We start from the raw sequence: 14,351 nt of genomic DNA on the forward strand, positions 1-14,351 counted from the left end.
AGCCAGCGCCCGGCGAACGCTCGTTGTGCTCGACCGTGAAAGTCGTTCCAGCGTCCTCTGTTCGTCGGCGCTAAGCATGAGTGTCGGTGCGATACGTATATCAAGGCTCCGGGTACCTCATCAATGTCCAAGCAGACTTGATGCGCCAGTTCAATACACGTATGGTGATTCCGCTGCTACCCCTTGCCGAAGCGCTGAAGCCGGCAAAGACGCTCAACCCCTTGTTTAATATAGAAGGCATCGAGCACTCAATGGTGACCCAGTACATGGCTGCGGTTCCCGTCAAAGACCTCAAAGTCGCGGCATGGGCCCCAATCCGACGATCCGTCTAAACGCCGCCCGCGAACCCTGACTGTCGCCAGGCTTCGAACACCGTAACCGCCACGGCATTCGACAGATTAAGACTGCGCTGTTGCGGCATCATGGGCAGACGCAGGCGCTGCCCTTCCGGAAAAAACGTCATTTCCTCGGGCGTCATGCCGGCGGTTTCCCGGCCAAACACGAAAACGTCGCCCGGCAGGAATACGGTTTGGCCGATCAGCTGCGCGCCTTTGGTCGTCAGTGCGAAACGCCGCTCCGGCGCCCCGCCTATTTTTTCCAGGGCCAGCGCCAGGTTGTCATGCACCTGCATGGCGGCCCATTCGTGATAATCCAGGCCGGCGCGTTTCAGGCGCGTGTCGTCCAGCTCGAACCCCAGGGGTCGCACCAGGTGCAGGTTGGCGCCGGTATTGGCCGCCAGTCGGATCACATTGCCGGTGTTCGGAGGAATTTCCGGCGAGACGAGAACGATATGAAACATGCGTGGCGGGATGGGTCCGGTGGATCAGGAACGCGAGGTCCAGGCAAGAAGGTCGATGACCAGGTTCTTGAACAGCTCGCGCAACGCCTGGTAGCCGTCGGTAGGCCGCAGGGTGACTTCATCCATATACAGCTTGCGATTGACTTCCAGCTGCAGGCTGTGGCGATTATGGGCCGGGTCGCCGTAGCGGCGGACGAGTTCTACGCCTTTGTAGGGCGCGTTGATGGCAACCTCGTAGCCGCGTTCACGCAGCCACGCGGCGATAAATTCGCGGAATTCCGGCGCACTGGTGGTGCCGTCGCGGTCGCCGAGAACAAAGTCGGGGTGCACCAGGCCGGGCGTATCGGTGGCATAGGCCCCGGCAACGCTGGGCATGGAGTGGCAGTTGATGTGCCAGACTTTGCCATGTGCCGCATGGACGGCGTCAAGCGTTTGCTTGACCGCGCCATGGTATGGCTTCCAGCACGCGTCGATACGGTGCCGAACTTCGTTGATGGACAGCTTGCGATCGTACAGCGGCGTGCCGTCGTCCAGCATGCGCCAGATCAGGCCCTTGCCCAGGCGAACCTTGGGCGAGTCGGGCACAGGTTCAGGCCACGCCGCGTCCAGCAGCAAGCCGTCGATTTCTTCTTCACCGCGATTGGCGTCGATATAAGCACGCGGAAAGCGCGCCTCGATCAGGGGAACGCCCAGCGATGGGGCATCGCCCCACAGGTCGGCGACCCAGGTGTCTTCAGCGGTACGCAACACACCCGCCCCCACCGCGGAATCAAAATCCGGCGGGTAAGTCGTGCCGCTGTGCGGCGAATCCAGGACCAATGCTGCCGGTGCGGATTCCGGCATATGAAGCCGGTACGAAAGAGGATGGGTGTGTGAGCGCAACGTCATAGTAAGTACAACAAAAAGAGGTTAGTCGATGGAAATGCCGGCTTGCTTGGCCACGATGGCGCTCTGATCGATACGATCGGAGATCTGCTTGGCGTATTCGGCTGGCGTGTTGCCGATAGGCGCGGCGCCCAGGGAAGCAAGGCGTTCAATGACTTCAGGCGACTTCAAGACCTTGACCGTAGCCGCATTGAGCTTTTCCAGGATGTCGGCAGGCAGGCCGGCGGGGGCGATAAGGCCGAACCACGATGCATCGTTGACTTCAGGAAGGCCCACTTCGGCAAAGGTGGGAACGTCTGGCAATGCGGCTACGCGCTGCGGCCAGGCCACAGCCAATGCACGCAGCTTGCCGGCCTTGATGTGCGGCAGCGATGTGGGCAGGTTGTCGAAGAAAGCATCGACTTGTCCGGCCAGGGTATCGGTCAGCGCCGGGCCTGATCCACGATATGGCACGTGCAGCAGGTCTGTCTTGGAGGCCATCTTGAACAGTTCACCCATCATGTTGGCCACCGAGCCGTGGCCGGCCGATGCGTAGCTGAGCGCACCTGGCTCGGACTTGGCCAATGCCACGAACTCTTGCATGTTCTGGGCCTTGACCTTCGGGTTTACCGTCATGACGTTAGGAACGGCGGCAACGTTGGTGATGGGGGTGAAGTCTTTCTTGGCATCGAAGGGCAGCTGCTTGTAGACAGCGGGATTGATGCCGTGCGTGCTGACCGTGGCAATGCCCAGCGTGTAGCCATCCGGCTTGGCCTTGGCGATGGCATTGCTGCCGATCGAGCCGCCTGCGCCGCCACGGTTTTCCGCGATAACGGTCTGGCCCAGTTCAGCAGTCAGGCGTTCAGCCACGATACGGCCCACGACGTCGGTGGTGCCGCCTGCGGGAAATGGAATGATCAGGGCGATGGGGCGGCTGGGATAGCTCTCGGCCTGGGCGGATGCAACCATGGGCATAATTGCCAGTGCGCCGATCATAAGGCCGAGAATACGTTTCTGGTGTCGCATGGGGATGTAGCTCCTGTGGGTAAAACGGATCGTCGATGACGCCGCATGGACCGATTTTAGTTCGTAGGTATTGTTGCAGCGACGTAACAATGGCACAAGCGAAAGAAAGTGAGTATCATATTCCAGGTAGGAATACCTGGAACCACGCTGCTTTCACTGTCCATGACAAGGATCTTCTTTGCGCCGCCACTGCCCCTCACTGGTTGCCTTGCAAGCCTTCGAGGCCGTTGCAACCCACGGCAGCCTTACCCGCGCGGCGCAATCGCTGCATATCAGCCAGGGCGCGGTCAGCAAGCAGATCAAGCAACTGGAAACCTTCCTGACGATCGAGCTATTCCAACGGCAACGCTACGGCCTTGAACTCACCGCCGCCGGCCAGCGCTACTTGCAGGAGATCGCACCGGCGCTCAGCCGCATCGAAGCCGCCAGCCTGGAAGCCATGGCGCCCCCGGTCAAGGGCGGTGAACTGCGCATCACCTGCATGCCCACCCTGGGCGCGAAATGGCTCATACCCAAGCTGCCCGACTTCTTCCAACACTGGCCCGAGATCAACCTTACCTTCCTGCCCCACCGATACGGCTATGACTTTTCCACGCCGCAAGTCGATGCCTCCATGCGCTTTGGCGACGGCGTCTGGCCGGACTGCCAGGCCGACTATGTCGTAGGCAGGGCCATCGTGCCGGTGGCCAAGCCCGGGGTATTTTCCCTGCCGGTGGCCAGCCCCGAACAGCTCGCCGCCCTGCCGCTGCTGCAGCACGTATCGGCGCCGCATGCCTGGCATGACTGGATGCATGCAGTGGCGGCCCATCCCAAGCAATTGAATACGGGCCCCAGCTTCGACCAGTTCTCGCTATTGACCGAAGCCGCCATTGCCGGCCTGGGCGTGGCGTTGATCCCCGCCTGCCTTATCGAGGAGGAGCTGCGCAGCGGCAAGCTGGAACAGGTCTATGACATGGCGATCCTGGACCGCCAGGGCTACTACCTGTGCTACCCGCCTGATCGCGCCGAACTGCCCGAATTACAGGTATTCCGTGCCTGGCTGCGCGAGCAGGGCCTGGAAAACCAGGCACGCATGCGCCTGGCCTCGATGCATCATAGCCCTGGCTTGCCCGCGCCCGAATAAGGCGTGCGCGCCACGACCAGGCCATACACAGCCGCCGCCCCCGCCGACTTGAATTGCTGCGCAATGCGATGCAGCGTGCTGCCGGTGGTCAGCACGTCGTCGACCACGGCAATGACTGCACCGTCGACACGCGAGGGGCAGTCATACAAGTGCTGCACACTGCCGGCCCGTTCACGGCGGGTCAGATGCGTCTGGCGTCCTCCTTCCCGAGCGCGTCGCAGCAAGCCCGGCCGGCACGCCATATTCAGCTCACTGGCCAGGCCCCGGGCAATTTCGGCCGCCGGGTTGAAGCCCCGCGCCAGTATGGATGCCTTGCTGGCGGGCACCGGCACCAGTATGGCGTTTGCAGGCAAGGCAGGCGCCGCCGTGCGGACCGTCTGGGCCAACAAGCCCACCAGCATGGCGGCACTGGTAAAGCGCCGACCCGCTTTCAGGTTGTGAATCAGCAAGTCGCCGGGCGGCGCGTAATCGAAGGCGGCAATGATGCGATCAAACGCCGGCGCCCGCCCGCTGCAATCGGCGCAACAGGCCGGGTCCGCCAGGGCCAGGAAGCACACTGGGCAGCGCGCTGTGTTGGCATTTATTGAACGCAATACCGCGGCCATGCAGAACCGACACAGCGAGCCGCCGCGTGCGTCGCCCTGGCACAAGCCGCAAGCGCTGGGGATGCGCGCCAGGCATGCCCGGCCGGCCAGGTAAAGCCGGCGACGCATACCCCCACGGCGAGCCTGCCCAGACTCGCACGGCACGAATAGATCGGCCATAATAGATCCCTGATGCAAATCGGTCGCGCCTGGCGCATATCGCCGTGGCGGCCCTGACGCTATCTCAGCACGTTCCAGCCTCCCATTCCATACCTTTGCCGATAAATGTCACAGCCTCCTTCACTGCGCGTAAGCCCGAACCATGTCAGCCAGCAGTTCGCCCGGCGCAGTCCGCTTGATACCGCCCAATTCCTGTACGGCGAAATTGCACAACGGATGCTGCAGCGCCTGAGCTATATACGGATACAACCCGTCTTCGTGCTCGACGCCGGCTGCGGCGCTGGCCATGCTGTGGAACCCTTGCGCGGCCGCTATCCCGAAATGAACTACAAGGGCCTGGACAGTTGCGCCCCCTTGCTCGAGGCCGCGCGTCAACGCTACCAGGCCAAGCCCGGTTTCTGGCACAAGCTGCGCAACAAGCCGACGTTACCGGTGGAATTCATCAAGGCCGACATGGCCGAATCCGGCCTGCCCGCCGAAAGCCTGGACCTGGTCTGGTCCAACATGGCGCTGCACTGGCACCCCGAACCCCACCAGGTACTCAGCGAATGGCGACGCATTCTTAAGCCCGGCGCCCTGGCCATGTTTTCCTGCCTGGGTCCCGGCTCCCTGGCCGAATTGCGCCGCGCCATCGTCGACGCCGACCTGCTCACCACCACACCGCAGTATGTCGACATGCACGACTTTGGCGACCTGCTGGTCGAACGGGGCTTTTCCGACCCGGTTATGGACCAGGAAATCCTCACGCTCACCTATCGCACGCCGGAAAAGCTGCTGGAAGACATCCAGGCGTTGGGCGGCAACCCCAGCCTGGACCGCAAGCGCGGCCTGTCGGGGAAGCAATGGAAGCAAAGGCTGCTGGACGCGCTCGAAAACCAGCGCCAGCTCGACGGCACCATCCACCTGACCATGGAAGTGGCCTACGGCCATGCGTGGCGCTCGGCCAGCATGCGCGGCAAGCTCGGTGAAACCCGAATCTCGGTGGCGTCCATAGGCAAGGCTTCGCCAGGCAAGGCCTCGACGGAGCGCGCCGGCGACAAACCGGGGCCTACGGTCAGGCCCCGAAAAATAGACGAATAATCAGAACGCCCATAATAATAAGAACGCCTTGCCTACGTAAGAACGCCCCGCCTACGCGGGCCGTTCGTCCCGGCGGTCAGGAGGCCAGGTTCTTCTTGCGCGACGACTCGATACCCAGCTGCTTGAGCTTGCGATACAAGTGCGTGCGCTCCAGGCCGGTTTTCTCGGACACGCGCGTCATGCTGTGGTTTTCGCGGCCCAGGTGATATTCGAAATAGATGCGTTCGAATTCGTCGCGCGCATCGCGCAAAGGCTGGTCCAGCGAGATGCTGCCCAATAGCGAATTGTTCTGGTCGGGCACAACCTCGGGAACCGCCATGACCGGACTGCTTGTGACCAATGGCTGGTTCTGCTCGAACGCATGGCGTTCGGCAGGCACCCGCGCGTTAATGGCGTGCGATGCCCTTAACACCGGCCGGGCCAGGCCTGCCGCCACCGTTTTCAGCAGCTTTTGCAGCGTAATAGGTTTTTCAAGAAAATCCACCGCGCCGATGCGTGTTGCCTCGACCGCGGTATCCACCGTGGCGTGCCCGCTCATCATGATCACCGGCATATCGAGCAGGCCCTGCGAGCTCCATTCCTTCAGCAAGCTGACACCATCGGTGTCGGGCATCCAGATATCCAGCAAGACCAGATCAGGCCGAGCACGCAAGCGCGCCGCCCGCGCCTGCGCGGCGTTTTCGGCAAGCTCTATTGTGTGTCCTTCATCGTAAAGAATCTCGGACAAGAGCTCACGGATACCAATTTCGTCGTCAACAACCAGGATTCTGGCCATAAAGCGTCACCTACCTATTTTTTTCGCATTATCGTTCCCTTGCGTAGCTACGTCCAGCGACGCAGCATCGACAAGGCGCGTCAAGAGGATGGAAATGCGAGCTCCCCCTTCACGGCGGTTCGAAATATCGATTCGGCCGCCGTGCTCCTCGATGATCTTCTTAACTATAGCAAGCCCTAGACCTGTACCCGCCGCCTTGGTGGTGACATAAGGCTCGAACACACGTGCCAGCACTTGCGGTGCAAACCCAGAACCATTATCGGACACCGTAAGGCGCACTGCCAAATGCTCGGGCCCATCGTCGCTTTTGGTCTTGGTCAACCTAGTCTGCACATAAATGCGCGCGTCGGCAAGTGCATGGTCCTGAAGGGCCGCATCGCGCGCATTCGCCAGCAAGTTATGAATGACCTGGCGCAACTGGGTCACGTCGCCTTCGATCTCCGGCACCTCGGCATCGAAATCCACGGCAATGGGCACGCTGGCACCGTCTTCGCGAACCGCTCCCCCGGCGGGATCCCAGCCATACAGGCCCAGCACTTCGCCGATCAAGCCATTGATGTTGATATGCTGCATCTGCGCCGGCGGCGTACGCGCATACTCGCGAAAATCATCGACCATCTTCTTGAGCGATGCCACCTGGTTCACGATTGTATTCGTGGACCGCGTCAGGATAGCCGCATCGGCGTCGTTCAGGCGCCCGCCCAGTTTCATGGCCAGGCGCTCGGCCGACAATTGTATGGGCGTCAGCGGATTCTTGATTTCGTGCGCCAGCCTTCGGGCGACCTCGCCCCACGCCACAGTACGATTGGCCGAGATCACTTCGCTGATGTCGTCAAACACCACCAGGTAGCCGTTGCCCCGCCCGTCCACGCTCAAATGCGTGCCGCGCGCCAGCAAGGTCACGATGTGCTTCTTGGTTTCATTGTCGGCGGCCGCTTCCAGCTCAAGCTCGAACTGCTGCTGCCAGTACAGCTTCTCCGAGCCCACCGCAGTGTGCGCGGCAAAGGCCTGGCGTATCAGCTGAGACAAGGCGAAAGCGCCGTCCACGGTCTCCAGCGGCCGGCCTTTCACCGAGCGCAGATCGACACGGAGTATGCTTTGCGCGCCCTGATTGAACATGGTCACGCGGAACATCTCATCAAACACCAGCACGCCCGACGAAAGATTGCTGAGCACCGATTCCAAATACACATTGGATCGCTCAAGCTGCTGGCGGTTATTCTCGACCATATGCCGCGCCTCATCCAACTGACGCGTCATGGCGTTGAACGATCGCGTCAGCTGTCCGATCTCGTCTTTCTCGGGCGGCTCAGGCAATGGCCGGTAGTCGCCCACCCCCACCGCCTGCGTACCGGCGGCCAACGTCAGCAAAGGCCGCACCAGCCGCCTGGACACGGCCAGCGCCACGGCAACCGCCGCGAACACCGCGAAGATCAAGGCCAGGGTCAGCGTGATGCCGTACAACTTGCGCAGTCCCAGGCGCGACAGCGCCAGCTCCTGGTAATCGCGAAAGCCCTGCTGCACCTGGTTGGCATTGCGCGCTATCTGGTCGGGCACCGGCTGTATGACCTGCAGCCAGCGCGTGTCGGACGCCACGCCCAGCGTGGTTGTCAGACGGTCCGGCGTGACGATGGGCGTGACCACCCGCAAGTGCAGGCCGGCCTCGTCCGGCACATCGGGATCAGCACCGCTGGCGGGGACCTCATCGGCTTCGGCGGCCGAATAGCCCCGCGAAACCCGCAACTGGTTCATCACGCTGGATGGCGGCAGATCAGGCAGCAACTGTCCGTAGGCAGCCGATGAAAACGCCACCAGCCGGCCATTGCCGGTAAACACCAGCGCCTCGGACACGTCGCTACTCTCGCGCAGGCGGGTGATGGCCATGGCCATATCGGCATCGCTGCCGCTGCCCAGCCGGGTCGCCATATCCCTGGCGCGCGAATTAAGGTCGGCAAGCTGCGAATCGAGCGCAGCCCGTCCCAGGTTAAGTCCGGCCTCCAGCGCACTGTCGACGCGCACATTGAACCAGGACTCGATGGACTTGGACATGAATTGCACGGACAGCACGTAAATGAAGGCGCCCGGCAAGATTCCGATCAGCGTGAAATACAAGGCAAAACGGGCGGTCAGGCGTGCACCGAATTGGCGCCTACGTATCTGGCGCAGCAGGCGCGCGGCCAATATGGCCACCCAGGAAATCAGCGCAACGGCCAGTATGCCGTTGAGTATCAACAAGGCCTCGTACTGCTGGGCATACCGCGACGCATTGCCGGTTGACCACACCAGCAGGGCGAGCAAAGCCAGCGCGCTGCATGCAGCAACGAACAAAGCCAGCCGCAAGCCCCAGCGAACTAAGGCCGGGGCTCGTCGAGCGAGATTGAAAAAGTGAAATTTTTCCATGGGGTAGCAAGAGACCATGCACTGCTGTTAAAGGCATCGACCTGAAATGGCCGTGCCAGCAGCGAGGTGTTCAGACGCAAGCGCAGTCGTCCTTCGTAGAGTTCATCGGTTTCCAGGTCTTTAATATCGGCCACGTCCCAGCCGCGTATATTGCGCAGCAGCGACAAGGCATCGTCCAGCGATGATTCGGGCAATGACAAATCGCCCGACCCCACGCGCCACTGGCGGGTCAGGGCGTTGTAGACCACGCGCCAGGTCTTTTGCTCGCTGATCACCGTCTTGTCGAACCACCACCAGCGCTTGGACACGACTTCCAGGTCGGCGGTGAAATAAATGGGAACGCCCTTTTGCGCGGCATTGCGCAAGTCGCCACTGACGGCAAAGTCGATATCGGCGTCGATATACAGCTTGCCGTCGCGCACGACAGGCTCCACGCGCACCACGCGTTCGGCTTCCGGCTGTGCGCCGGCATCGACGAACGCGACCAGCGACACGCACAGGAACACAGACAGCAAGAGTCGTAGCATTACCACTCAGCGATACCCTATAAGGAAAATCTATCCGTTATTTTTGACGACTCATGCTTTCTTGGCAAACAAGGCATAGAAGAAACCGTCGGACGACAGTAATGGATCACTCGCCAAAGGCAGCAATTGTCCCGGCGCGGGTTTGCGGACGGCGTCAGCGTGGCGCGCCATGAATTGCGCCGCCTGCTGTTCGCCTTCTTGAGGAAAGATGGAACACGTTGCATATAGCAGATGCCCGCCCGGCTTCACTGTTTGCCACAAGGCATCCACGATGCCGGCCTGCAGGGCAGCAGTCTTGGCAATGTCGGTATCGCGGCGCAACCAACGGATATCTGGATGGCGGCGCACGACACCGGATGCCGTGCAGGGCACATCGGCCAATACCGCATCGAAATGACGCCCGTCCCACCACGCATTCACGTCCATGGCGTCGGCACAGCGCATCGTAACATTGGCGCCGCCCAGCCCCAGGCGATGAAGATTCTGCTCGACCCGCTCCAGGCGCATGGCATCGGAGTCCAGCGCCAGCAGCTCAATGTCGGCGAGCTCCAGCAAATGGGCCATCTTGCCGCCCGGGGCGGCACAGGCGTCCAGAACCCGCATGCCGGGCTCAACCGGCAGCAACTGCGCGGCCTGCTGGGCGGCGAGGTCTTGCACCGACCACCAGCCTTGTTCGAAACCCGGCACCGACTGGACCGGGCGTGGCGTAGAAAGAACAATCGCCCCCGGGGCAGGTGACATGGCCTGTATGCCTGCCGCATCGAGTTCGGCCAGCATCTTTTCCACCGACGAACGCCTGGCATTCACCCGCAGCGTCATAGGGCCAGGACGGTTGGCGGCCGATAACAATTCCTGCCATTGCGCCGGGTAAGCACGGCGCACCTGGGTGATCCACCACTTGGGATGATTGAAAACCGCTACCGGGTTTTGCCTGGCCTGGGCTAAAATAGCATTTCTTTCCCGGATAAAGCCCCTAAGCGTCGCATTAAGCAAGCCTTTATAGGACTGCAGCTTGCGTTGGCCGGCCACGGCATTTACCGCCTGGTCCACCACCGTATGCACGGCGTACACGGGTACATCGCGGCGCGCAACGTGGTCGGGCGACGCATCGTCGGCAAATTCCACCGCGGCATCCAGCAATGCCAGCGACACCAGCAGCACGGCGTCGAACAAGGCATTGGGCGGCGTGCGCTGCACCAGCAGCTGCTTTATTTCACGCACCAGGCCCAGTCGGCGCATTACATGAAACGCGATGGCCTGGCTGGCAGCGCGCAACGGCGCAGGAGTAGCCGCAAGGCTATCGGTCAACGATGCGCCCGCCAGCACGGCTTGCACATTTTGCGCGCTGGCCAGGATGGTGTCGGACAAGGTTACGGAGTTACGAGGGGGCTTGGAAGGAATATCGGTCACCGGGCAAAGACCTAAACAGGATTTGCTCTCGACTTTATCATCAATTGGCTAACGGTCATCTTTTTCTCTTTATCGAGCCTGCGGCTCAACGAGGTTATACATACATGAGTTCCCCAAAAGTCGGCTTTGTCAGTCTGGGATGCCCCAAAGCGCTGGTTGACTCCGAGCGCATCCTGACTCAACTGCGCACTGAAGGCTATGTCATCACGCCCGATTACGACAATGCCGACGTCGTGGTGGTCAACACCTGTGGCTTCATCGACAGCGCCAAGGCCGAATCGCTGGACGCCATCGGCGAGGCCATTGCCGAGAACGGCAAGGTCATCGTTACCGGCTGCATGGGTGTCGACGAATCGCTGATCCGCGAAATCCATCCTGCGGTGCTGTCGGTAACCGGCCCGCAGCAATACGAACAAGTGGTTCGCGCCGTGCACGAAGCCGCGCCGCCGAATCTCAATCACGACCCCTATATCGACCTGGTGCCGCCCCAGGGCATCAAGCTGACCCCGCGCCACTATGCCTACCTGAAAATATCCGAAGGCTGCAATCACCGCTGCAGCTTCTGTATCATTCCCTCCATGCGCGGCGACCTGGTCAGCCGCCCGATCGGCGACGTCATGGGCGAAGCCGAGCGCCTGGTCAAGGCCGGCGTCAAGGAATTGCTGGTCATCTCCCAGGACACCAGTGCCTATGGCGTGGACGTCAAGTTCCGCAGCGGCTTCTGGAACGGCCGTCCCATCAAGACCCACATGACGCAACTCAGCGAGGCGCTCTCGGAATTCGGCGTATGGACGCGGCTGCACTACGTCTACCCCTATCCGCACGTGGATGAAATCATTCCCCTAATGGCCGACGGCAAAATTTTGCCTTACCTGGACATCCCCTTCCAGCACGCCAGCCCCAAGATTCTCAAGCTGATGAAGCGCCCGGCCTTCGAAGACCGCACCATGGCGCGCATCAAGCGCTGGCGCGAGGCCTGTCCCGACCTTACCCTGCGCTCGACCTTCATCGTCGGTTTCCCCGGTGAAACCGAGGAAGACTTCCAGTACCTGCTGGACTGGATGACCGAGGCCCAGCTGGACCGCGTCGGCTGCTTCCAGTATTCACCCGTGCAGGGCGCTCGGGCCAACGACCTGGCCGATCACGTGCCCGATGAAGTCAAGCAGGAACGCTGGGACCGCTTCATGGCGCACCAGCAGGCCATTTCCACGGCGCGCCTGGCACAGAAAGTCGGCCGCGACATCGACGTACTGATCGATGAAGTCAATGAAGACGGCGCCATCGGCCGATCCAGCGCCGACGCGCCGGAGATCGACGGCAACGTCTTCGTGGACAGCGAGCGCGTGCTCAAGCCCGGCGACATGGTGCGCGCGCGCGTGACCGATTCAGACGAATACGACCTGTACGCCGAAGCCTGAGCGGCAGTGCAATGTGGCATCGCCCTACAAGCTTGAAAACATGAAAACTGCCAAAACCATGCCCGCGCTCAATCCCACGCGCCTGTGGGATCGCGTCGACGCCCTTGCCCAATACACCGTTCCCGGCCAACCCTGGACACGCCGTGCATTTTCCGACCTGTTCCTGCAAGGCCGCGCCTGGCTCAGGGCGGAATTCGAGGCCGCGGGACTGACGGTTCACCTGGATGCCGCCGGCAACCTGGTCGGACGGCGCGAAGGCCGCAACCCCGGCGCCAAGCCCATCGTTACGGGGTCACACTGCGATACCGTCATGAGCGGCGGGCGTTTCGACGGCATCATAGGCGTGCTCGCCGGCATCGAAGTGGCGCACGCGCTGCATGAACAAGGCATCACCCTTGAGCACCCCTTCGAAGTCATCGACTTCCTGTCCGAGGAGCCCAGCGACTACGGAATTTCCTGCGTCGGCAGCCGTGCGCTGGCCGGCCTACTGGACGACGCCATGCTTAATGAGCGTGACCAGGCGGGTGAAACGCTGGCCACCGGCATAGCGCGCATAGGCGGCAAGCCCGGGGCGCTGTCCATGCCCTTGCGCCCCGCCGGCAGCACGGCGGCGTTCGTCGAACTGCACATCGAGCAGGGGCCGGTGCTGGAAACCAACAACTTGCCTATCGGCATCGCCACGAATATCGTGGGCATCCGGCGTTTCAAGGTCGTGGTCGACGGCCAGCCCGACCATGCCGGCACTACCCCCATGGACATCCGCCGCGATGCCCTGGTGGGTGCGGCCCGCATTATTGAAGCCGTCAATGGCCATGCGCGCCGCATGCTGGACGGCCCGCACTATGTCGTGGCGACGATCGGACACCTGCTTCTTACGCCGAATGCGTCCAACGCCGTGCCTGGTCATGTTGAAATGATGCTGGAAGTGCGCAGCGACAGTCCGGCCGTCCTGGAGACCTTTGCGGAAGACGTCATGTCGGAGGTGCGCGCCAGCGTTGAATCCCTGGGCCTGCAGTTGGCCTGCACGCAGCTCAGCAATTCCCTGCCGACCGACTGCACGCCCTTCATGGTGGACCTGATCGAAGGCGCGGCCCGGGCACTGGGCTATGCGTCCATGCGCATGCCCAGCGGTGCCGGCCACGATGCCGTCTACCTTGCCAAGTCGGGCCCCATGGGAATGATCTTCATACCCTGCCTAAAAGGCCGCAGCCACTGTCCTGAGGAATGGATCGAGCCTCAGCAACTGCTGGACGGCACGCGCGTACTGTATGAAACCGTGATGGCGCTGGACCGCAGTCTGGCGGTGGACTGATCGTTTCGTCGAAGATTACAGCTCGAGAGAACCCTGCGGAGGCGTCCATCCCAGCCCGGCCCCCCGCGACCTTGCCACATAGACGGCGGCGTTCCGGTTATGGACGTCCAGGCGTTGATACAAGCCTTCCGTATGCGCCTTGGTCGTTGCCACCGAAATATTCAGGCGGCGCGCTATGGTCTTCAAGGCCTCGCCGCGAGCCAACAGCACCAAGACCTCGTATTGCCGCGGCGTAAGCCCCAGCAGCGACGACTCGTTGCGCACCGCTTCGAGTGTGACTTCGGGCAGAGCCGGAGCCGGCAATGACAATGACGCTGGTGCCGGCGCGCATGCTAATGCCGGCGTTGGCTCGGGGTCCAACATCCAGGGCGAAGACCTTCCTCCCGCCAGGATAAGCTCAATACAAGCCATAAAAACCTCGGGGGCCGCCGCCTTATCGACGAAGCCGCCGACAATGGGCGGCAAGGCGTGGTTCAGGGCTGGTGTCGGTTCGCCATCCAGCATCAGGATAATGCCTTTAGGCGAAAAAGCGCGTTCACTGGCCTGGATAAGCGAATCACGCCTTTCGGGCGAGGGTATGGACAGCAGCACAAGACCGCCTTGCTTGCTTTGATCGGGCGGCTGATCCAGCGTCGCATAGCCATACCCCTCGATGGTGGTATCGGGTAACACGTGCGAGAGCAATTGCACAATTCCTGTGCGCAACATGACATTCCGCTCTAACACGAATGGTACTTACTTAGCGCCCGAGAAGTTGAGGTCGTACGGCCAAGTGACTGATTAAACAGGAGGGCGGGCCGTCCCAAGGCTTGGTAGGATGGGAGTTCTCACACAACCGTCCATCTCGCCAAAG

At 61.7% G+C, this 14,351-nt stretch carries 14 protein-coding genes; 5 read left to right on the top strand and 9 right to left on the bottom strand.

Features of this window, described 5'->3' with window-relative positions; all coding sequences use genetic code 11:
* The first annotated feature begins 86 nt into the window (after positions 1-86).
* Positions 87-332, top strand: coding sequence for a CcdB family protein (locus CR159_RS16260; RefSeq protein ID WP_255398914.1), 246 nt, complete (start codon positions 87-89; stop codon positions 330-332).
* Here CR159_RS16260 and CR159_RS16265 read toward each other — a convergent pair.
* The 3 genes from CR159_RS16265 to CR159_RS16275 all read right to left on the bottom strand — a co-directional run bounded on the left by CR159_RS16265 (position 329) and on the right by CR159_RS16275 (position 2,689).
* A complete protein-coding gene (locus tag CR159_RS16265) occupies positions 329-799 on the bottom strand; it encodes a tRNA (cytidine(34)-2'-O)-methyltransferase (protein ID WP_102075015.1) in 471 nt (156 codons plus the stop codon). The two genes, CR159_RS16260 and CR159_RS16265, sit on opposite strands and share 4 nt — an antisense overlap.
* A gap of 24 nt (positions 800-823) precedes the next feature.
* Positions 824-1,642, bottom strand: coding sequence for an N-formylglutamate amidohydrolase (locus tag CR159_RS16270; RefSeq protein ID WP_233208358.1), 819 nt, complete (start codon positions 1,640-1,642; stop codon positions 824-826).
* A gap of 66 nt (positions 1,643-1,708) precedes the next feature.
* Positions 1,709-2,689 (bottom strand): Bug family tripartite tricarboxylate transporter substrate binding protein, encoded by a 981-nt coding sequence (locus tag CR159_RS16275; protein ID WP_102075017.1) that lies wholly within the window; start codon positions 2,687-2,689, stop codon positions 1,709-1,711.
* A gap of 178 nt (positions 2,690-2,867) precedes the next feature.
* Between CR159_RS16275 and CR159_RS16280 the strand changes: the two genes are divergently transcribed.
* Entirely contained in the window at positions 2,868-3,812 is a 945-nt protein-coding gene (locus CR159_RS16280) for a LysR substrate-binding domain-containing protein (protein WP_102075018.1), read from the top strand.
* Here the strand turns inward: CR159_RS16280 and CR159_RS21940 are convergent.
* Positions 3,782-4,576, bottom strand: coding sequence for a ComF family protein (locus CR159_RS21940; protein ID WP_233208359.1), 795 nt, complete (start codon positions 4,574-4,576; stop codon positions 3,782-3,784). The two genes, CR159_RS16280 and CR159_RS21940, sit on opposite strands and share 31 nt — an antisense overlap.
* A 105-nt stretch (positions 4,577-4,681) precedes the next feature.
* Between CR159_RS21940 and CR159_RS16290 the strand changes: the two genes are divergently transcribed.
* A complete protein-coding gene (locus CR159_RS16290) occupies positions 4,682-5,656 on the top strand; it encodes a methyltransferase domain-containing protein (RefSeq protein WP_102075019.1) in 975 nt (324 codons plus the stop codon).
* 76 nt (positions 5,657-5,732) lie between these two features.
* Here the strand turns inward: CR159_RS16290 and CR159_RS16295 are convergent, their stop codons facing one another.
* From CR159_RS16295 to rsmB, 4 genes are read right to left on the bottom strand one after another with little or no spacing between them, the layout of a single operon-like run.
* A complete protein-coding gene (locus CR159_RS16295; RefSeq protein ID WP_102075020.1) occupies positions 5,733-6,431 on the bottom strand; it encodes a response regulator in 699 nt (232 codons plus the stop codon).
* A gap of 6 nt (positions 6,432-6,437) precedes the next feature.
* The gene (locus tag CR159_RS16300) at positions 6,438-8,831 is read right to left on the bottom strand and encodes a sensor histidine kinase (RefSeq protein WP_102075021.1); all 2,394 of its coding nucleotides are present in this window, start codon (positions 8,829-8,831) and stop codon (positions 6,438-6,440) included.
* Positions 8,783-9,358, bottom strand: coding sequence for a DUF4390 domain-containing protein (locus CR159_RS16305; RefSeq protein ID WP_102075022.1), 576 nt, complete (start codon positions 9,356-9,358; stop codon positions 8,783-8,785). The genes CR159_RS16300 and CR159_RS16305 overlap by 49 nt, the downstream gene beginning before the upstream one ends.
* A gap of 51 nt (positions 9,359-9,409) precedes the next feature.
* Positions 9,410-10,768, bottom strand: coding sequence for a 16S rRNA (cytosine(967)-C(5))-methyltransferase RsmB (rsmB, locus tag CR159_RS16310; RefSeq protein WP_102075023.1), 1,359 nt, complete (start codon positions 10,766-10,768; stop codon positions 9,410-9,412).
* A gap of 104 nt (positions 10,769-10,872) precedes the next feature.
* On the opposite strand from rsmB, the gene rimO reads away from it, so the two are divergent.
* Complete coding sequence (gene rimO, locus CR159_RS16315) at positions 10,873-12,186, top strand: 30S ribosomal protein S12 methylthiotransferase RimO (protein ID WP_102075024.1); 1,314 nt, start codon at positions 10,873-10,875, stop codon at positions 12,184-12,186.
* A gap of 40 nt (positions 12,187-12,226) precedes the next feature.
* Positions 12,227-13,498 carry an N-carbamyl-l-glutamate amidohydrolase ErtE gene (gene ertE / locus CR159_RS16320; protein WP_102075040.1) on the top strand — a complete coding sequence of 424 codons (1,272 nt, stop codon included), beginning with the start codon at positions 12,227-12,229 and terminating at the stop codon, positions 13,496-13,498.
* A gap of 15 nt (positions 13,499-13,513) precedes the next feature.
* Here ertE and CR159_RS16325 read toward each other — a convergent pair whose 3' ends face one another.
* Positions 13,514-14,206, bottom strand: coding sequence for a response regulator transcription factor (locus CR159_RS16325; protein ID WP_102075025.1), 693 nt, complete (start codon positions 14,204-14,206; stop codon positions 13,514-13,516).
* Positions 14,207-14,351 lie beyond the last annotated feature (145 nt).

The sequence above is a fragment of the Pollutimonas subterranea genome, from assembly GCF_002849655.1.
GTDB lineage: Bacteria > Pseudomonadota > Gammaproteobacteria > Burkholderiales > Burkholderiaceae_B > Pollutimonas > Pollutimonas subterranea.

Excerpts from the sequence above, each read along its gene's own strand:
- CR159_RS16265 (WP_102075015.1), bottom strand. The coding sequence starts at position 799 with ATGTTTCATATCGTTCTCGTCTCGCCGGAAATTCCTCCGAACACCGGC.
- CR159_RS16270 (WP_233208358.1), bottom strand. The coding sequence starts at position 1,642 with ATGCCGGAATCCGCACCGGCAGCATTGGTCCTGGATTCGCCGCACAGC.
- CR159_RS16275 (WP_102075017.1), bottom strand. The coding sequence starts at position 2,689 with ATGCGACACCAGAAACGTATTCTCGGCCTTATGATCGGCGCACTGGCA.
- CR159_RS21940 (WP_233208359.1), bottom strand. The coding sequence starts at position 4,576 with ATGGCCGATCTATTCGTGCCGTGCGAGTCTGGGCAGGCTCGCCGTGGG.
- CR159_RS16290 (WP_102075019.1), top strand. The coding sequence starts at position 4,682 with ATGTCACAGCCTCCTTCACTGCGCGTAAGCCCGAACCATGTCAGCCAG.
- CR159_RS16295 (WP_102075020.1), bottom strand. The coding sequence starts at position 6,431 with ATGGCCAGAATCCTGGTTGTTGACGACGAAATTGGTATCCGTGAGCTC.
- CR159_RS16300 (WP_102075021.1), bottom strand. The coding sequence starts at position 8,831 with ATGGAAAAATTTCACTTTTTCAATCTCGCTCGACGAGCCCCGGCCTTA.
- CR159_RS16305 (WP_102075022.1), bottom strand. The coding sequence starts at position 9,358 with ATGCTACGACTCTTGCTGTCTGTGTTCCTGTGCGTGTCGCTGGTCGCG.
- rimO (WP_102075024.1), top strand. The coding sequence starts at position 10,873 with ATGAGTTCCCCAAAAGTCGGCTTTGTCAGTCTGGGATGCCCCAAAGCG.
- ertE (WP_102075040.1), top strand. The coding sequence starts at position 12,227 with ATGAAAACTGCCAAAACCATGCCCGCGCTCAATCCCACGCGCCTGTGG.
- CR159_RS16325 (WP_102075025.1), bottom strand. The coding sequence starts at position 14,206 with ATGTTGCGCACAGGAATTGTGCAATTGCTCTCGCACGTGTTACCCGAT.